Raw genomic sequence first — 20,337 nt, 5'->3', positions numbered from 1 at the left:
TAAAATGTCTTTTTAAAACCTTTTAATCTGTGGCAAAATATTTTTAATTCTTATTTTTCCATTCTTCTAAATCCAATACCATATTGAGTGCCGTCCAAGTTTCTCCATCTACTTCCCTTAAATATTTTTTATCGGGATTTAAAGTAAATCCAACTTTTTCATAACATTTTTGTGCACCAATATTAAAATCGAAAACATTCAATTCAATATTTCTTTCTTTCCTGTTTTCAAAAATATATTGCAACAACAAAGTCACCATTTGCTCGCCAATTCCTTTTCCTCTTTGGCTTTGATCCATAATCAAGATTCGTCCTAATTTTGCAAAACCATCGTAAAAATAAATCTCACAATGTCCGATAGTATTGTCATTAGAAATATTTGCGACTCTAAAAGCAATCCTATTTTCATTAGAAAGCGTTTTATCTATTTGCTCTTCTGTTAAAGGAAAAGAAAACTCTGGTCCTCCAAATTGCATTAAATCTTTTGCACTTTTGACAGAATTAATCAATTCAGAATAATCTTTTTTCTCAAATTTTTCGAGGTATATCATTTTCAGAACAGTATAAATTAAGGCACATCGTCACCCATGCTTTCTGTCCAGATTGCAAACCAGTCTTCTTTGTCCATTTCTAATTCAACTGCTTTTGATAAAGATTGAATTCTGGCAACGTTAACAGTTCCTGCAATCGGAATTACTTTTGCAGGATGCTTTAAAATCCATGATAATAAAAGTGTATCTGCTCCTAAATGATATTTCTCCAATAAAACTGAAAACAGTTTTTTCAAACGGCGCGTCTGTTTGGTATCTTCTCTAAAAACAGTTCCAAGTGGATTCCATGATAGTGGACGAATTCCGTTTGCTTGCATATAATCTAAACTTCCGTCCAACATTGGCTCATAATGCGTAGCCGAAAATTGTACCTGATTATAGCTCACTTCTGTTTTCTGGCGAATTAGCTCTGTTTGAGAACTTGTAAAGTTTGAAAGACCAAAATCAATAATTTTTCCTTCTCCTTTTAATTTCTCAACTGCTTCAGCGATTTCATCAGCCTGCATTAACGGACTAGGTCTGTGAAGTAAAAAAACATCTACATAATCTGTTTTTAAATTCTTCAAAGATGTTTCTACAGACTTAATAATGTAGTCTTTAGAATAATCGTAATGTTTGATTTTGTTTTCAGGGCGTTTTTCAGCAATCATCTGAATTCCGCATTTGGTAATTAGTTGTAATTTTTCACGATCAATCTTACTTGCGTGAAAGGCTTTTCCAAAATCGGCTTCGGTCGTATACGAACCGTAAATATCCGCGTGATCAAAAGTCGTAATTTTGTTTTCGATACTCACTTGTATCATGTTTTCCATTTCTTTGGTTGTAAGGTTTTTATCCCAAACTCCCCAATTCATAGTGCCCGAAATTATAGGCGATAAGACTGTTTTGCTCATAATAATTATGCGTTATTTTTGGTAATAATTATGCTTTTATAAAACATAATCATCAAAGTTCTTAAAAATATAAAAATAGATTCACAATTAGTCCTTAAAATTAAGTCATTGGTCGAAGTTTTAACCATTCTTTAACATCTTACTTATCAAAAAATATTCAATTTGCACTCTCAAAAATTAGGCGTAAAAATCAAGGTTTTAAAAATATTTATATGGAAGAAAATACAACGACTTTAGACATTAGAGCGATAAATGAAAAAATTGAAAGAGAAAGTGCTTTTATAGACCTTCTTACAATGGAAATGAACAAAGTTATTGTGGGTCAGAAACATATGGTCGAGCGTCTATTGATCGGATTACTTGGACAAGGGCATATTTTATTGGAAGGAGTTCCTGGTCTGGCAAAAACTTTAGCCATCAATACGCTTTCTCAAGCGGTTCAAGGATCTTTCAGCCGTATCCAGTTTACGCCAGATTTATTACCTGCCGATGTTATCGGAACCATGATTTACAACATTAAAGCAAACGAGTTTTCAATTAAAAAAGGACCGATTTTCGCCAATTTCGTACTTGCCGATGAGATTAACCGTGCTCCTGCAAAAGTTCAGTCAGCACTTTTGGAGGCGATGCAGGAGAAACAAGTTACAATTGGTGACTCAACTTTCAAATTAGACCGTCCATTTTTAGTATTAGCAACACAAAACCCTGTTGAGCAAGAAGGTACTTATGCACTTCCTGAAGCACAGGTTGACCGTTTCATGCTAAAAACTGTGATTGATTATCCAAAAATTGACGAAGAGCGTTTTGTAATTCGCCAAAACTTAAAAGGAACTTATGAAAAAGTAAATCCTGTAGTTTCTGTAGATCAGATTTTACGCGCGCAAGAAGCGGTTCGTGAAGTTTATATGGACGAAAAAATTGAGAAATACATCTTAGATATTATTTTCGCTACACGTTACCCAGAAAAATACAAATTAGCCGATTTAAAACCGCTTATCAGTTTTGGAGCTTCTCCTCGTGGAAGTATCAACTTGGCTAATGCTGCAAAATGTTATGCTTTCATCAAACGTCGTGGTTATGTAATTCCAGAAGACGTTCGTGCAGTTGTTCACGATGTTTTACGTCACAGAGTTGGAATCACTTACGAAGCAGAAGCAGAAAACATTACTTCTGTAGACATTATCAACAAAATCGTTAACGAGATTGAAGTACCTTAAAAAAAGTGCTCAGTGTTCAGATTTTTAGTATTCAGCCCCATACTAAATACTTTTTAACTGAACACTAATAAAGACAGAAAGACCTGTTGGAATTTAGATTTAACTGATCACTTTCTAACCGATCACTGAACACTCAAAAAAATGGATACAAAAGAGCTTTTAAAAAAAGTACGGAAAATAGAAATCAAGACGAAGAGGCTGAGTAATCATATCTTTTCGGGAGAATACCACTCTTCATTTAAAGGACGAGGAATGACGTTTAGCGAGGTGCGTCAATACCAATACGGAGATGATATTCGTAACATCGATTGGAATGTAACCGCACGCTACAATGAAGCTCACGTTAAAGTATTTGAAGAAGAACGCGAATTGACCATGGTTTTAATGGTTGATATTTCGGGTTCGGAATCTTTTGGTTCTAAAAATCAATTCAAGAAAGACATCGTAACCGAAATTGCGGCAACGATGGCTTTTTCGGCTACACAGAATAATGACAAAATTGGTTTAATCTTATTTTCTGATTCAGTAGAATTATATATTCCGCCAAAGAAAGGACGTTCGCACGTATTGCGTATCATTCGCGAATTGATTGAATTTGAACCAAAAAGTCATAAAACAGACATTGCTCAAGCATTAAAATTCTTATCTGGAACCCAGAAAAAGAAAGCCATTATTTTTATGATTTCCGATTTTATGTCTGATTCTTATGAGCATACTTTAAAAATTGCTTCTAAAAAACATGACATTACAGGTGTTCGCGTATATGATATCCGTGAAGAAAGAATTCCAAATTTAGGAATGGTAAACATGTTGGATGCAGAAACCGGAAAAATTCAATTGGTTGATACAAGTTCAAAAGCTGTTCGCATGAATTACGAGAAACATTATCAGGAGAAACTAAATTACTTTAAAGATACTTTTCGTAAATCTGGAGCAGGAATTGTAAATACCAGAGTAGACGAAAATTACGTTACTAAATTATTAGGCTATTTCAAATCACGATAAAAATCTGGCAATTTTGATTAACAAATCAAAAATCGTTAATCTAAAATCAACAATCGTCAATCAAATGAAATTTAAACTTTATATATTTTTATTGCTTTTTTCTACCATGATTTTTGCTCAGCAAAAACAAGTAGAAACAAGTATTGATACCACCAAAAATAAAATTGGTGCCGAGTTCAAACTGACCCTGAAAACAGTTGTGACTTCAACAGCAAAAGTTGAATTTCCGAAACTTAAAAACATTGGTCCGTTAGAAGTTATTCAGTCGTATCCAATAGATACGGTTAAGAAAGATGCTACTAATTATGAACTTATAAAAAAATATGGTTTAACGCAGTTTGATTCTGGCCGTTATACAATTCCAAGTGTTAAGATCTTAATAGACAAAAAGCCTTTTTACAGCGATTCGATTAAAGTTGAAGTTGCCAATGTAAAAGTGGACACTTTACAGCAAAAAATGTACGACATTAAAGACATTTCCACTGTTGACGAAGGAATCGGCAATTGGTGGATTTATGTTTTAATTGCTTTAGTGATTATCGGAATCGGAGCTTTTGTTTATTGGTATGTTAAAAAGCGCCAGTTGAAAAAAATCGAAGAGGAAGTTTACAAAACACCTATCGAAAAAGCGACTAGTTTATTAAACAACTTAGAGCAAAAAGAACTGGTTCAAAAAGGTGAAATTAAAGAATACTATAGCGAACTTACGGACATTGCTCGTAATTACATTGAAGAAGCGATTCATATTCCTGCAATGGAAAGTACAACTTCTGAGTTAATTGCAGCAATTAGAACAGCATCAACTCAAAAGAAAATGACGCTGACACCAGAAACCGTTGAAAATCTGGAGCGTGTTTTGCGTCAGGCCGATTTGGTAAAATTTGCGAAATCAAAACCGCTTGAATTTGAAATCAAAGAGGATAAAAATAAAATCCAGAAAGTAATTTTAACGCTGGATAATGCTATTCCTACTGAAGTTCCAGAGGATATCGAAGATCAATTATTGAACGAAGCGCAACGACAAAAACAAATTCAGGCACAGCTTAAAAAACAGCGTAATGCAAGAATTGGTTATGCAGTTGCAGCTACTATTCTTTTATTATTTGCTACAACAACTTTCTTTATTGTAACCAAAGGATTCAATTACGTAAAAGACAATATAATTGGGCATCCTTCTAAAGAATTATTAGAAGGCGAATGGGTAAAAAGTGCTTACGGAAGCCCAGCTGTTCTTATTGAAACTCCAAAGGTTTTAAAAAGAATGGACGCGCAAAAAGTGCTTCCTAAAGAAGCAATGGCACTTATCAAAGAAATGCAACTTTTTACATACGGAAGCATGATTGACAATTTCTATGTAACCGTTTCAACATCTAAATTTAAGCAGCCAACCGATATTGATTTGAACAAGACCCTTGAAGGTACTCTAAAAATCATTGAAGCTCAAGGCGGACAAAATATTATTGTAAAACAAGAAGATTTTCAAACAAATGAAGGTATTCAAGGAATAAAAGGTTACGGAACAATGACTGTTTTAAATCCGGCAACTAAAACGAGTACAAAAGCATATTATGAATTGTTATTATTCAAACAAGATCAAGGTTTACAGCAAATCATGATTTTGCACGAAGAAGGTGATACTTATGCGAACGAGATTACAACTCGAATCTTAAATTCTGTTGAACTTCAAAGAGCAAACAACTAATGAGCAAGATCACTTTTTTAAATCCAGAGTTTCTTTGGTTGTTTCTATTAATTCCGATTGCAATAATCTGGTTTTTCTGGAAACGCAATCAGCAGTCGGCTACCTTAAAAATGAGTTCGACGGCAGGATTCCAAAAGAGCGAATCGTTTTGGACAAAGTTCAAACCTGCTTTATACGTTTTTAGAATTCTTGCTTTATGTTCTTTGATAATAGCATTGGCAAGACCAAGAACAGTAGACATTAGCAACCAAACTAAAACAACAAAAGGAATCGATATTGTAATGGCAATTGACGTCTCTGGATCTATGCTGGCAAAAGATTTAAAGCCAAACCGTATGGAAGCTTTAAAAAGAGTTGCTGCAGATTTCGTTGGAGAAAGACCAAACGACAGAATTGGATTGGTTTTATACGCTTCTGAAGCATATACTAAAACTCCTGTAACTAGCGATAAAGCTATTATTTTGGAAGCCATAAAAGGCATTAAATACGATAACGTATTACAAGATGGAACCGGAATTGGTATGGGATTGGCAACTGCTGTTAACCGTCTAAAAGACAGTAAAGCAAAAAGCCGTGTTATTATCCTGCTTACTGATGGTGTTAACAATGCTGGATTTATAGAACCTGAAACTGCTGCTGACATTGCAAAACAATACGGAATAAAAGTATATACAATTGGACTAGGAACTAATGGAATGGCAGAATCTCCATATGCTTACGCACCAAACGGAGGTTTCTTGTTTAAAATGCAGAAAGTTGAAATCGACGAAAGATTGATGAAAAGTATCGCTAAAAAAACCGATGGAACTTATTTTAGAGCAACCAGCAACGATAAACTAGCAGAAATATACAACTCAATCAATAAACTGGAAACAACAGAAATTCAAGAATTAAAATTCTATGATTATGATGAAAAGTACAGAGCTTTTGTTTTATTTGCAGGCTTTTTATTACTGCTTGAAGTTGGATTAAGAAATACGGTTTACAGAAGCTTTATTTGATTTTTTCAAATCAAAAATTTCCAACAATAAAATTCCAAATAACAAATTGGAATTTGGAATTTAAAGATTAAAAATTAGAAAAGGATTTGGAATTTGGAATTTCAATATTGGAATTTAAAAACATTTATGGAATTAGACGAAAAAAAATATTTATATCTCTTATTACTTATCCCGATTGTGGTGTGTATTTTTCTTTTCAACATGTATTGGAAAAGAAGAACGCAACGCGAGTTTGGCGATTTGGAAATGGTAAAAAGATTGAGTCCTGAGAAATCGGTTTTTAAACCTGTTTTAAAAATCATAGTAATTCTTTTGGCACTTACCTGTTTAATTATCGGTTTGGTAAATCCGAAGATTGGAACCAAAATGGAAACTGTAAAACGAGAAGGTATTGATATTGTTTTTGCTGTCGACGTTTCTAAAAGTATGCTTGCAGAAGACGTTGTTCCTAGCCGTTTGGATAAAAGCAAACAGTTGGTTTCGCAGATCATCAACAATTTAGGAAGTGATAGAATCGGAATTGTAGCTTACGCAGGAAGTGCTTTTCCAGTTTTACCAATTACATCAGATTACAGCGTTGCAAAAATGTTTTTACAGAGTATGAGTCCAGGAATGGTTTCATCTCAAGGAACGTCTTTGGATGAAGCGATTAAATTGTCTTCGACTTATTTTGATGAAAAGAGTAAAACCAGCAAATTATTAATTCTGATTTCTGATGGAGAAGATCATTCTGAAGGCGCAGCGGTGGCGGCTGAAGAGGCGAATAAATTAGGAATGAAAATCATCACCATTGGTGTTGGTACAGAACGAGGAGGAACAATTCCGTTAAAAGAAAATGGTGTTGTAAGAGGCTATCAAAAAGATCAGAACGGAGAAACAGTAATCACCAAATTAAATCAAGAAGGTTTAAAAACAATTGCAAAAGCTACAAAAGGTGGTTATGTTTACGGCGGAAGCACAAAAGAAGTTTTAGAATATGTGAAGAATGCTTTAAACAATATTCAGAAAACAGAATTTGAAGCTACGCAAATGGCAGAATTTCAATCGCAGTTTCAATGGTTTATCGGATTTGCATTTTTATTGCTTTTCCTAGACATTTTCTTATTAGAAAGAAAAACAAACTGGATCAAAGAGTTGGATTTATTTAATGAAAAGAAATAAAAAAGTCAGCCACTAATTACTCGAATTTACACGAAAGACAATTATTTAATTTGTGAAATTCAAAAAAATGATAAAAAAATTAGTGCCAATTAGTGAAATTCGTGGCGAAAAAAAATAAAACTAGAATGAAAAATTTACTTCTTTATATTTTACTAACCGTTTCTTTTGCAGTTGCTGCACAAGAAAAAGACAAATCATTGCCTGTTGGGAATGAAGAATATAAGCAGAATAAATTTACTGATGCTGAGGCAAACTATAGAATTTCGGAATCAAAATTTCCTAAAAAATCTGCAGCGGCCTATAACTTAGGAAATACTATTTATAGACAAAATCAAGTTTCGGAAGCTAAATTTGCTTACGCGAAAGCGATAAAAAATGCCAAAACAAGACCTGAAAAACACAAGGCTTATCATAACCTTGGAAATACTTTCATGAAAGAGAAAGATTATACGCAAGCAGTTGAAGCTTATAAACAAGCGCTTCGTAACGATCCAACAGATGAAGAAACGCGCTACAACTATGCTTACGCTAAACAAAAGCTAAAAGAAAATCCTCCTAAAAACGATCAGAAAGATAAAAACAAGGACAAAGACAAGGATAAGGATAAAAACAAAGATAAAGACAAGGACAAAAATAAAGATAAGGACAAGGATAAAAAAGATGATAAAGGCGATCAAGACAAAGACAAAAAAGATGGCCAAAATGATCCTAAAAAAGACGATAAATCAGACAATCAAGGCCAGCCAAAACCACAGCCTGGAGGAATATCAAAAGAACGTGTTCAGAATTTATTAGATGCTGTTAATAATGAAGAAAAGAAAATTCAGGACAAAGTAAACGCTCAAAAAGTAAAAGGTAGTCCTAAGAAAACAGAAAAAGACTGGTAAAATAAGTTGAATCGTTTAATCGTTTATTTGTTAGTACAAAACGATTAAACGGTTTAACAGTTAAACAAACAACGACTAAAACAAGTAATGAAAAGATATTTAATTCTATTTCTAATCACTTTTCAAGGACTTATGGCTCAAGTACAATTTGAAGCCAGAGTCAGCAAAAACTCGCTTGGAATAAATGAAAGACTTCGCATAGACTTCATCATGAATGTCGACGGAGATAATTTCGAGCAACCTTCTTTTGACGGATTTAAAATGGTTGCGGGACCAAGCCAGCAAATTAGCCAATCATGGATTAATGGTCGAAGCTCTTTTCAAAAAATATATTCTTATATCTTACAGCCTGAAAGAAAAGGTGCCATTACAATAAAACAGGCAGCTATAGAATTTAATGGCCAGGTTTACAAAACCAATCCAATAAAAGTTACAGTAACCAATGCTGTGGCTCAAGAAAGAGATCCAAATGACAGACCTCAAGGATCAGGAAATGAATTATTGGAACTCGTTGCCGAAATCTCAAAAACAAATCCGTACTTAAACGAACCTATTACAGTCGTTTACAAATTGTATTTTAATAATATTGGTGTTACTGGTTTTAAAGAATTGGCAAAACCTAAATACAATGATTTCTGGAATCAGAACATTGATGTTAAACAGCTTTCTGTACAACAAGGTTCTTACCAAGGTCAGCAAGCTTATTATGTAATCTTAAAAAAGACTATTTTATATCCTCAGAAATCAGGAAGACTAACTATTGAACCTCTTTCACTAGATATTGGCGTGCAATTACCAACAAATCGTCGTGATATGTTTGGTCAAATGATCATTACAGAAGATAATAAAGTGGTTTCTGCTGGTGCCAAAACAATCAATGTGCGACCTCTTCCAGAAACCAATAAACCAGAAGGATTTACTGGTGCTGTCGGAAGACTAAACTTTACTGTTACTCCATCAAAAACAACGCTTAAAAATGGTGAAGGACTTGACTTAATCGTAAGTGCGCAAGGAACTGGAAATATGAAGTTATTCACACTACCAAAACCAGTTGTACCAAATGCGTTGGAAATGTATGATCCGGTTCATGATGAAAGTGTAACTACTTCTCTGACTGGCATGTCTGGTAGAATTACAGATAAATATACTATTGTACCGCAATACAGAGGAAAATACGCTATCAAACCAATGCAGTTTTCGTATTTTGATTTGAGTACCGGTACTTATAAAACTATCACTTCAAAAGAAATTATGATTGATGTGATAGATGGACCAACGCCTGCGGAAGCAAATACAGGAACGGCTTCTAAAAATGTTGTGGCAAAAGCTGATCAATTCAAAAATATTAAATCTAAAACAGCATTAATTCCTATTGCGAAAAAAGATTTTTATGATTCAAATCTGTATTTAGGATTACTGTTTGCTCCATTTATCATTATTCCGATTATCATTTTAGCTAGAAAGAAAAAAGAAGCTATGGATAGTGATGTTACTGGAAATAGAATTAGAATGAACAATAAGCTGGCTAAGAAATATTTATCGCAAGCGAAGAAACATCTTAATAACAAAGAGCCTTTCTATATCGCACTTGAAAAAGCAATGCATAATTTCTTGAAAGCTAAACTGCATATTGAAACTTCAGAAATGAGCAAAGACAATATTAGAGAATTGCTATTGTCTAGAAATGCCAATGCAGAAACGGTTCAGAATTTTATTGCTTTGACTGAAAACTGCGAGTTTGCACGTTATGCACCAGCATCGAGCGCTTCGATTCAGCAGGATTATGATAAAGCTGTTTTGATTATTTCTGAATTAGAAAAACAGATTGTTTAAACGTAATAAAACAAACCTGACAGGTTTTGAAAACCTGTCAGGTTTAAACAAAATAAGATGAAAAACATACTATATCTCTTTTTATTCATCTCGCAGGTTTTCTTTGCGCAAGGTCGTTTTGAATCGGCCAATGCATTGTACCAAAAAGGGCAATATAAAGAAGCTGCGCAAGTTTATGAGAACATTATAAAAGAAGATAAATTACATTCTGCCGAAGTGTATTTTAATCTTGGAAACTGTTATTACAAACTAAATCAAGTTGCACCTTCGATTTATAATTATGAAAAAGCTTTGGTTCTTAAACCAAACGATCCGGAAACTTTAAACAATTTAAAGTTTGCCAAAAAACTAACTATTGACGAAATCAAAGAAGTTCCGAAAGTAGGTTTTGCAAAACTGATTCAGAACTTTACTTCTATTTTTGATTATAATACTTGGGCTAAAATTTCTGTTGTACTTGGTTTTGTATTTTTATTGAGTTTCATCGGATATTATTTTTCGAGCGCTACAATTGCAAAAAGAATTTATTTTGTCGGAATGTTTATCGTTTTGGTGGCTTTTGCTTTAAGCATTTCAGCGGGAATGTCTGAAAAAAATCATTTTGAAAACGATCGTGTAGCCATTGTTTTTTCTGAATTAAGCCAAGTTAGACATGAACCTAAAAAATCTTCGACTGGAATTATTTTATTGCATGAAGGAGCAAAAGTTTATGTTTTGGAAAGTGTTGCTGGCTGGAAAAAAATCGAATTGACAGATGGAACACAAGGTTGGATAGATTCTTTAACCATCAAAGAAGTAAAATAAAGTTTTAAAATATTTAAATATAAAAATCCCAAATTCCAAAACAGTAATTGGAATTTGGGATTTTAAATTATTTGAAATTTAATAATTAATTCACAGCATCAACCAATCTAACAAATTCAGATCTGTAACCATCTTCGTCATTAGACAAACCAGCTTTTGCCAATTTTTTGATTTCCGAACTTGAACTGCTGGCAATATATTTTGAATCTATTAACTTTAATCCGAACCAAGAAACCGCAGTTGTAAACTTGAAATCTGCAGAACTTTTTTCTAAGTCTGTTTTATTATCTGCAATTACATTTACGATTTCAATGCTTTTATTGCCATCAGGTTTTTTATATCTAAATTTTACTGTTGCCAGTTCATCACTATGATTTTCGGCAACTTTCTGCGTTTTAGTATATTTTAGATCTGAAGGAACATAATCGCTTTCTACACCAACCGGAACAATCTCATACAAAGCCGTAACTGAATGTCCGCTACCCAATTCACCTGCATCAATTTTATCATTTTTAAAATCTTCTGCATTCAATTTTCGATTTTCATAACCAATCAATCGATACGCCTGAACATGATTCGGATTAAACTCAATTTGAATTTTTACATCTTTGGCGATAGCAAACATTGATCCTTTAAATTCTTTTCCAAGAAAACGATTTGCTTCCTGAATATTATCGATATAAGCATAATTTCCATTTCCTTTATCCGCAAGAATTTCCATTTTAGAATCTTTATAATTTCCCATTCCAAAACCTAAAACGGTTAAGAAAACTCCAGATTCTCTTTTCTGTTCTATTAATTTCAACATATCATCATCTGATGAAGCGCCAACATTAAAATCTCCGTCTGTAGCTATTACCACTCTATTGTTACCTTCTTTGATGAAATTTTGCTGTGCCAATTTGTAAGCCAATTCAATTCCTTCACCACCCGCTGTGCTTCCGCCCGCATGCAAATCATCAAAAGCATGCATAATTTCGTCTTTATTATCTCCAGAAGTTGGTTCTAAAACTACTCCTGCAGATCCCGCATAAACTACGATGGAAACCTTGTCAATACTTCGAAGCTCTTTTACTAAAACTTTCATGGATTCTTTTAGCAATGGTAATTTATTCTGTTCGTCCATAGAACCCGAAACATCCACTAAAAAAACCAGATTAGTAGCTGGCAAATTCGCCATTGGAATATTTTTTCCTTGCAAACCAATCTTTAAGAGTCGACTATTTTTGTTCCAAGGACAATCGCTATATTCTGTATTTATCGAAAACGGATGTTGGCCATCTGGTTGCGGATATTTGTATTTAAAAAAGTTGATCATTTCTTCTACACGAACAGCATCTTTAGGAACTTTTTGCCCTTCGTTAATAAATCGGCGAATATTAGTGTATGACGCATTATCAACATCGATAGAAAAAGTAGAAAGCGGCTCTTTCAGCGGAGATTCGAATGGATTTTCTTCCAATCCAACGTAACTCTCTGTATTCGGTTCAAGGTACATTTCCTCTGGAATTGCGTCTGTTACAGCTGCAGCAGAATCGACTACTTCGGAACTTTGGTCTGGTGCATACGCTTTCTTACAGCTGAAAATAGTAAGTACAAGGAATGCCATCATAAAGAAATTAAGATTTCTCATAAAGTAAGTTTTAAAAAAATTAATAATAAGGTTATAGGCTTCAAATAAGGACTAGCATTCCGGATTTACTAGAGGCGATTATTTGCAATTTTTCGAGTATCAAAATCGTGCCAAAATTTTTACAAATATTTTTCTTACGTGAAAATAAAATGAGAAACCTTGATTTTTAAAGGGATTTGGTGTGGAATATTTTTTGTGAAAGAGAAAGATTTTTTTGCCACAGATTAAAATGATTAAATAGATTAATCTTTTTTAATCCTTTAATCTGTGGCATTATTTTTTTGCAGTTAAATTAAAACTGATAAATCTTCTCTGGCGTAACGCAATAATCTAATTTAATATCGGATTCAAAAACGTCATCTATTTGGCTTACGGCTTTAAAAAATGAAAGTCCTATTTTGATGGTTTCGGGTTTGCATTCGGCAAGAAATTTATCATAAAAACCTTTTCCGTATCCAATTCGATTTCCAAAAATATCAAAAGCTAAAAGCGGTACAAAGACAACTTCGACTTTAGAAGAAGGCACTTCGATTCCGTCAACGGGTTCAGGAATGTTGTATTCGTTCTTTTTGATTTTAGTATTATCTGTTAAAAGAAAATGAGTCATTTTTCTGGTTTCAAAGTCACTTTTAGAAATCAGGATTTCTTTGTCTTTTCCAGAAAGCAAATGCAGAATATATTCGGTATTCACTTCTTTGTGCTCTTCAATCGGGAGAAAAACATGATAATACGTTTTATCCCAAATTGGCATTTGAATTAATTGATTTGCAATTGCGAGGCTTTTCTCTTCTATTTCATCAAAAGAAAGTGCTTTACGAAGATTTTTATATTCTATGCGAAGTTCTTTTTTACTCGTCGGCATTATCGTCTGGGGTTTTAGATAAATGATAAATAGCATCGCCTTCGTAAACAATTGGCGAATGATTGGCATTGATTACATAACCATCATGCGGTGCTTTGACTTTTTGTTCAAACTTCCCAAACGGATCTGTAATAATGGCCAAGATAGTGCCTTTGGTAACAAATTTTCCAACCAAATTAAAATCATGCAACAAACCTGAACATTTTGCTCTAAGCCAAACAGATTGTTTAATGTAAATTGACGGTGTTAATGCGGGTTCCATAATTTGTTTAGAATCCAGCATTCCTAAATAATGAAGCAAACGTTTGGTTCCCAAAACACCTTGGTTTGCAATTTCGTTATTGATGTCTAATGATTTTCCGCCTTCAAAAAGAAGCATTTTCACATTGGCACTTTCAGAAGTTTTTCTAAAAGACCCATTTATGTTTTTAGAATACAGCGTAAATGGCGCATTAAAAATATCGGCTAAAACTTTCAACTCAGTATTATTCTCGGTAATTCTAATTTGCGGAGCATTAAAACGGCTTGCTCCACCAGCATGAAAATCGACTGCATAATCTAAAATCGGCAGAATTTCTTCGACAATATGATACGCAAATCTACTGGCAAGCGAACCTTTTTTACTTCCTGGGAAGACACGATTTAAATCACGTCCGTCTGGAAACTCGCGAGATTTATTCACAAACCCGTACATGTTGATTACCGGAATGCAAATTATTGTACCGCGTGCTGGTCTGTTGATTTTTTTACTGATAATCTGACGAACAATTTCGACACCGTTAATTTCGTCTCCGTGTATTCCTGCAGAAAATAAAACAGTTGGTCCTTCGTGCTTGGAGCGACGAACAATAACAGGAATATTTAGTTTTGTTGTAGTATGAAGCCGAGCAATTTCGACGTTTATCGTTCTGTGTTCTCCCGGCAAAATCGATTCGCCAAAAATAACCAATGGAGTACTATTTTTCATGTGAATTATAAAATCTAAATATAGAAATTATTCTTTTGATTTTGTAAATTTGAAACTATTTCAATGTTAAGCTTCTTTTAGAAATCGGAATGGTTTTTGAAAAGCTTCTCGAACATCTTCAGAAACACAATAGAATGCAAAAACCGTCCTTAGATCTTCAAATTTTAACGTTGCCTGATAATCCAGGCGTTTATCAATATTATGATAAAGACGGGAAAATCTTGTATGTCGGAAAAGCTAAAAATTTAAAAAAAAGGGTTTCCTCCTATTTCAATAAAATTCACGATACTGCCAAAACCAACGTATTGGTAAAAAAAATCGTGACCATAAAACACATCGTAGTTCCAACCGAAACCGATGCGCTTTTATTAGAAAATAATTTAATTAAAACACTTCAGCCACGATACAATGTTTTGCTTCGCGATGACAAAACATATCCTTGGATCTGCATTAAAAAAGAACCTTTTTCGAGAATATTTTCAACTCGAAACATGATCAAGGATGGTTCTGAATATTTTGGTCCTTACACCAGTTTCAAAACAGTACATACGATTTTAGATTTAATTAAAGAGTTGTACCCGCTTCGAACTTGTAATTACGACTTGAGCGAATCGAATATTAATTCAGGAAAATTTAAAGTTTGTCTGGAATATCATATTGGCAACTGCAAAGGCCCATGTGAAGGTTTGGAACCTCTGGAAGAATACCAAAGACAGGTGAATGCAATTCGCGAAATCCTGAAAGGAAACTTCAAAGAAAGTTTGAAGGATTTTAAGAAAGTAATGAACAATTATGCCCAGAATTTACAATTTGAGGAGGCGCAGAAAATAAAAGAAAAAATTGAAGTTTTAGAAAATTATCAATCCAGATCTACTATTATCAATCCGAAGATTACCAATATTGATGTTTTCTCCATTATTTCTGATGAAAGTGCCGCGTATGTCAATTTCCTTCAAATTTCTCACGGTTCAATTATCCGTTCTCATACTTTAGAAATGAAGAAAAAGCTCGATGAAAGTGATGAAGAATTGTTAGAACTAGCTATAGTCGAACTTCGCGAGCGTTTTCAATTATTATCAAAAGAAATCATTGTTCCTTTTGAAATGGATTTGGGTGAAAACATTAAAATAACCGTTCCGCAACTTGGCGACAAAAAGCAGATTCTGGATTTATCGATTCGAAATGCCAAATTCTATCGCATCGAACAATTAAAACAATTACAAATTGTTGATCCTGATCGTCACGTAAACCGAATTATGGCACAGATGCAGAAAGATTTACGTCTTCCATCAGAACCAAGACATATAGAATGTTTTGATAACTCGAACATTCAAGGAACAAATCCGGTTGCAGCTTGTGTGGTTTTTAAAGACGGAAAGCCGAGCAAAAAAGATTACCGCCATTTTAATGTTAAGACCGTTGAAGGTCCGAATGACTTTGCTTCGATGACCGAAATTGTGTATCGTCGTTACAAAAGATTATTAGACGAAAACGAACCTCTACCACAATTGATTATTATTGATGGTGGAAAAGGACAGCTTTCGGCAGCATTAAAAAGTATCGACGATTTAGGCTTACGCGGAAAAGTGGCTATTATCGGAATTGCAAAACGTTTGGAAGAACTTTTCTATCCTGGCGATTCGATTCCGTTATATTTAGACAAAAAATCAGAAACTTTAAAAGTGATTCAGCACTTAAGAAACGAAGCGCACAGATTCGGAATCACATTTCATAGAGATAAACGCAGTAAATCGGCACTTAATTCTTCCGTTGAAAGCATTCCTGGAATTGGCGAAAAAACCATGACAACATTAATACAACATTTTAAAAGTGTTAAAAGATTAAAATTGGCTACAGAAAAAGAAATTTCAGCTGTAGTAGGTGTTTCTAAAGCCAAAAAAATTGTCGACTTTTACAAAACCAATTAAAGTTTTTATGCGTTCATTCCAACTGTACATTTCACAAATTCGGTTCAAAGGAGCTTATTCGTACGCATTCTCATTTGTTTTATTGATGACATTTTTGTTTTCGCAAGAATCTTTTTCGCAGGAAATAAAAAAAGATAGCGTGAAAAGACCTAAAATTGGTTTGGTTTTAAGCGGTGGCGGAGCCAAAGGTTTTGCTCATATCGGAGTTTTAAAAGTTCTGGAAGAAGCCGGAATCAAAATTGACTACATTGGCGGAACCAGCATGGGATCTGTAATTGGCGGACTTTATGCTTCTGGCTACAACGCTTCGCAAATTGATTCGATTTTTAAAAAAACCAATTTTGACGAATTAATTAACGATTACATTCCGCGTTCATCCAAAAACTTTTATGGCAAAAAAAATGATGAACTATATGCAATTGTTTTGCCATTTAGTAATTTCAGAATTGGCATTCCTGAAGCTCTTTCAAAAGGAATGTACAATTATAATTTATTGAGCAGTTTAACTAGAAACGTGCGTCATGTTCGTGATTTCAACAAACTGCCAACTCCTTTTTTATGTATTGGAACCAATATTGAAACAGGCGAAGAAGTTTTATTAAACAAAGGAAATCTCGTTCAGGCCATGATGGCGAGTGCAGCATTTCCTTCGCTATTTACTCCAGTAGAAATTGACGGAAATCTTCTGGTTGATGGTGGTGTTGTAAATAACTACCCAATACAGGAAGTCCGTAATCTTGGTGCAGATATTATTATTGGCGTAGATGTTCAAGACGATTTGCTAAAAAGGAAAAATCTGAAAAATGCCACTAGAATCTTGGTTCAGATTACAAATCTGCAGTCTATTGAGAAAATGAAAAGCAAAGTAAAAGATACCGATGTTTACATTAGACCAGATATTCGCGATTTTGGTGTTATTTCATTTGATCGAGGAGAAGAAATCATTAGAAAAGGAGAAGAAGCCGCTTTTGCTGTTTATGAAAAAATCAAATCTTTGACGGATGAAAACAACTTTTATAAAAAACCAAAACTAAAAGTAGAAACAGATACACTTCATATTCAGAACATAAACACAGACAAATTAGAAAATTACACCAAAGAATACATTCGTGGTAAACTTCGTTTCAAACCTGGAAGCACGATCACTTACGATGGCCTTAAAACCGGAATAAACAACTTGAATGCTACACAGAACTTTAGCACGATTTCCTATTGTCTTCAGCCAAATGGAGAGAAAGACGATCTTGATTTGGTTTTAAAGGAAAATCCAACGCAGACCTATTTAAAACTTGGACTTCATTACGACGGCCTTTACAAAAGTGGAATTTTATTAAATCTTACGCATAAAAAGACATTTTTAAAAAACGATGTCACATCTCTAGATATTATTCTTGGAGATAATTTCAGGTACGATTTTAATTATTATGTAGAAAATGGTTTTAATATCAGTTTTGGTTTTCGCTCGAGATTAAATCAATTTAATCGAAATGTAACTACTAGTTTGAGTGGCGTTCTTAAAGAGAATCCAAATGTCAACCTTATTAATGTTGATTTTATGGATATAACCAATCAGGCTTATTTCCAGACTATTTTTGTGCAGAAATTTTTGATGGGCGGAGGTTTAGAATATAAGTACCTAAAAATTAGCTCGCCAACACTTACCAACGAAGATAACATAATTGAAAAAAGTAGTTATTTTAGTGCCTTTGCTTATTTGAAATACGATTCGTTAGATGAAAAATATTACCCAAGTTCCGGATTATATTTTTCTACAGATTTGCAAACCTATATGGCATCATCAGATTATACGAAGCAATTTAAACCATTTTCGATTGCAAAAGCCGAGGTAGCAATTGTTAGACCGCTATTTAGAAAAGCAACCATAAAATTTGGAGCCGATGCTGGATTTAATATTGGCAGCGACAGCGTTCCGTTTTTTGATTTCATATTTGGAGGTTATGGCTACAACAAAATAAACAATTTCAATTATTTCTACGGATATGATTTTCTAAGTATTGCTGGCAACAGTTATATTAAAACTGATATCAATATTGATTACGAAATCTTCAAAAAAAATCACATTAATGTATCTGCTAATTTTGCCAATTTAGGAGATGATATATTTTCTTCTGTCGATTGGGTTTCTATGCCGAAGTATACAGGATACGCAGTTGGTTACGGCTTAGAAACTATCATTGGTCCTATAGAGATAAAACAATCTTGGTCTCCAGAAATGTCAAAAAGTTTTACTTGGTTTAGTATCGGGTTTCAATTTTAGTATTATAACAGAGAATACTTCAATAAATTCTGCCTATTTTTTTATTTCATAAAAATTAAATCAAAAAAATTAAGTTATTTTATAGTTATAAATAATATAATTTTTATTTTTACTCCGAAAAAATTACGACATTTGTTATAATGAAAACAAATTGGACAGGTTTATTAGAGTATCTTCAATTCCTCATCAAGAGAAATCCTGAGTAATGGCTCTATCGAATTGAAATAATCAGTCAATTGTAAAATTGAACTGGTTATTTATCTCTGCAATTCAAATTTTCGAATTATCTAATTTATTAATTATCTAATTGAAAAAGCCATGCCACTATATCATAAACTTGGGGATTTTCCTCAAAAGCGACACACCCAATTTGAAAAACCAAACGGAGGTTTTTACTACGAACAATTGTTTGGAACCGAAGGTTTTCATGGACATTCGTCGCTATCATATCATGTACACAGACCAACACAGGTTAAAGAAATTTTAAACTCTTATTCGGTTGAACCTAAAATTGCAATCGGAAAAAATATAAAATCACTGCTTTTTAAAGGTTTTGAATTGAAACCTGAAAATGATTTTCTGGACAGCCGAAAAGCAATGTTAGTTAATAAAGACTGCATTATTGGTTTGGCTGCACCAAAAGAATCGCTTCGAAATTATTTCTATAAAAATGCCGATGCCGATGAAATGCTTTTTATTCACAGAGGAAAAGGAAAATTAAGAACCATGTTAGGAAATATTCCATTTGAATATGGCGATTACCTAATTATTCCGCGCGGTATTATTTATCAGATTGATTTCGAAACAGAAGACAATCGATTATTTTACGTAGAATCGTATTCTCCTTTTTATACTCCAAAACGTTATAAAAACCAATCTGGCCAGCATTTAGAACATTCTCCATTTTGTGAACGTGATTTTATTTTGCCGAACGAATTGGAAACGCATGACGAAAAAGGTGATTTTTTAATTAAAATCAAAAAAGAAGGGATGATGCACGAAGTGGTTTACGCCACACACCCGTTTGACGTTGTGGGCTGGGACGGCTACAATTTCCCATACGGATTTTCAATTCACAATTTCGAACCTATAACTGGGCGCGTACATCAACCGCCACCAGTACATCAAACTTTTGAAACAGCAACTTTTGTTGTTTGTTCATTCTGCCCAAGACTTTACGATTATCATCCAAAAGCTATTCCAGCGCCATACAACCACAGCAATATAGATTCTGACGAAGTACTATATTATGTAGATGGTGATTTTATGAGCCGTAATAATATTGAGCAAGGTCATATCACTTTACATCCAAAAGGAATTCCGCATGGTCCAGCGCCAGGCGCAATGGAACGCAGTATTGGCCACAAAGAAACTCAGGAATTAGCCGTTATGGTGGATACTTTTAGACCTTTAATGGTTACTGAAGAAGCAATGGAACTTGACGACGGTCAATACTACAAATCGTGGTGTGAATAAATTTCACTTTTGATCTAACCGCAAAGTTCGCAAGGATTTTGCGCAAAGATCGCTATAAAAACCTTTGCGAACCTTGCGATTGCCTTTGCGCACTTTGCGGTTAAAAAAAATTAAACACAACATTTCGGAAAAATCAGTTA

General features: G+C 33.8%; 16 protein-coding genes. 11 read left to right on the top strand and 5 right to left on the bottom strand.

Features of this window, described 5'->3' with window-relative positions; translation table 11 throughout:
* Positions 1–43: 43 nt before the first annotated feature.
* Complete coding sequence (locus JI750_RS06390) at positions 44–550, bottom strand: GNAT family N-acetyltransferase (RefSeq protein WP_201999457.1); 507 nt, start codon at positions 548–550, stop codon at positions 44–46.
* 17 nt (positions 551–567) lie between these two features.
* Positions 568–1,443, bottom strand: coding sequence for an aldo/keto reductase (locus JI750_RS06385; protein WP_201999456.1), 876 nt, complete (start codon positions 1,441–1,443; stop codon positions 568–570).
* Positions 1,444–1,655: 212 nt separating this feature from the next.
* On the opposite strand from JI750_RS06385, the gene JI750_RS06380 reads away from it, so the two are divergent.
* From JI750_RS06380 to JI750_RS06345, 8 genes are all read left to right on the top strand, one after another.
* A complete protein-coding gene (locus tag JI750_RS06380) occupies positions 1,656–2,660 on the top strand; it encodes an AAA family ATPase (protein ID WP_091494435.1) in 1,005 nt (334 codons plus the stop codon).
* Between the two features lie 141 nt (positions 2,661–2,801).
* Positions 2,802–3,665 (top strand): DUF58 domain-containing protein, encoded by an 864-nt coding sequence (locus JI750_RS06375; RefSeq protein WP_201999455.1) that lies wholly within the window; start codon positions 2,802–2,804, stop codon positions 3,663–3,665.
* A gap of 64 nt (positions 3,666–3,729) precedes the next feature.
* The gene (locus JI750_RS06370; RefSeq protein WP_201999454.1) at positions 3,730–5,367 is read left to right on the top strand and encodes a hypothetical protein; all 1,638 of its coding nucleotides are present in this window, start codon (positions 3,730–3,732) and stop codon (positions 5,365–5,367) included.
* On the top strand, positions 5,367–6,368 hold the full coding sequence (locus tag JI750_RS06365; protein ID WP_201999453.1) for a vWA domain-containing protein: 1,002 nt from the start codon (positions 5,367–5,369) through the stop codon (positions 6,366–6,368). The genes JI750_RS06370 and JI750_RS06365 overlap by 1 nt, the downstream gene beginning before the upstream one ends.
* A gap of 126 nt (positions 6,369–6,494) precedes the next feature.
* On the top strand, positions 6,495–7,529 hold the full coding sequence (locus JI750_RS06360) for a vWA domain-containing protein (protein WP_201999452.1): 1,035 nt from the start codon (positions 6,495–6,497) through the stop codon (positions 7,527–7,529).
* Positions 7,530–7,654: 125 nt separating this feature from the next.
* On the top strand, positions 7,655–8,416 hold the full coding sequence (locus JI750_RS06355; RefSeq protein ID WP_111377599.1) for a tetratricopeptide repeat protein: 762 nt from the start codon (positions 7,655–7,657) through the stop codon (positions 8,414–8,416).
* 87 nt (positions 8,417–8,503) lie between these two features.
* Entirely contained in the window at positions 8,504–10,249 is a 1,746-nt protein-coding gene (locus JI750_RS06350; protein ID WP_201999451.1) for a BatD family protein, read from the top strand.
* 57 nt (positions 10,250–10,306) lie between these two features.
* Positions 10,307–11,053 carry a tetratricopeptide repeat protein gene (locus JI750_RS06345; protein ID WP_201999450.1) on the top strand — a complete coding sequence of 249 codons (747 nt, stop codon included), beginning with the start codon at positions 10,307–10,309 and terminating at the stop codon, positions 11,051–11,053.
* A gap of 85 nt (positions 11,054–11,138) precedes the next feature.
* Here JI750_RS06345 and JI750_RS06340 read toward each other — a convergent pair whose 3' ends face one another.
* From JI750_RS06340 to JI750_RS06330, 3 genes are all read right to left on the bottom strand, one after another.
* Positions 11,139–12,686, bottom strand: a complete 1,548-nt coding sequence (locus JI750_RS06340) for a vWA domain-containing protein (protein ID WP_201999449.1) — start codon at positions 12,684–12,686, stop codon at positions 11,139–11,141.
* Positions 12,687–12,978: 292 nt separating this feature from the next.
* On the bottom strand, positions 12,979–13,548 hold the full coding sequence (locus tag JI750_RS06335) for a 5-formyltetrahydrofolate cyclo-ligase (protein WP_201999448.1): 570 nt from the start codon (positions 13,546–13,548) through the stop codon (positions 12,979–12,981).
* Complete coding sequence (locus tag JI750_RS06330) at positions 13,535–14,515, bottom strand: succinylglutamate desuccinylase/aspartoacylase family protein (RefSeq protein WP_201999447.1); 981 nt, start codon at positions 14,513–14,515, stop codon at positions 13,535–13,537. The genes JI750_RS06335 and JI750_RS06330 overlap by 14 nt, the downstream gene beginning before the upstream one ends.
* 134 nt (positions 14,516–14,649) lie before the next feature.
* On the opposite strand from JI750_RS06330, the gene uvrC reads away from it, so the two are divergent.
* From uvrC to JI750_RS06315, 3 genes are all read left to right on the top strand, one after another.
* Positions 14,650–16,443 (top strand): excinuclease ABC subunit UvrC, encoded by a 1,794-nt coding sequence (gene uvrC, locus JI750_RS06325; protein WP_201999446.1) that lies wholly within the window; start codon positions 14,650–14,652, stop codon positions 16,441–16,443.
* 7 nt (positions 16,444–16,450) lie between these two features.
* On the top strand, positions 16,451–18,721 hold the full coding sequence (locus tag JI750_RS06320; RefSeq protein WP_201999445.1) for a patatin-like phospholipase family protein: 2,271 nt from the start codon (positions 16,451–16,453) through the stop codon (positions 18,719–18,721).
* 318 nt (positions 18,722–19,039) lie between these two features.
* On the top strand, positions 19,040–20,197 hold the full coding sequence (locus JI750_RS06315; RefSeq protein WP_201999444.1) for a homogentisate 1,2-dioxygenase: 1,158 nt from the start codon (positions 19,040–19,042) through the stop codon (positions 20,195–20,197).
* The last annotated feature ends 140 nt before the right edge of the window (positions 20,198–20,337 follow it).

The sequence above is a fragment of the Flavobacterium tagetis genome (genome assembly GCF_016735615.1).
Lineage (GTDB): Bacteria > Bacteroidota > Bacteroidia > Flavobacteriales > Flavobacteriaceae > Flavobacterium > Flavobacterium tagetis.
The sequence above is the reverse complement of the archived record's forward strand: the minus strand, read 5'-3'. Positions and strand labels throughout refer to the sequence as shown.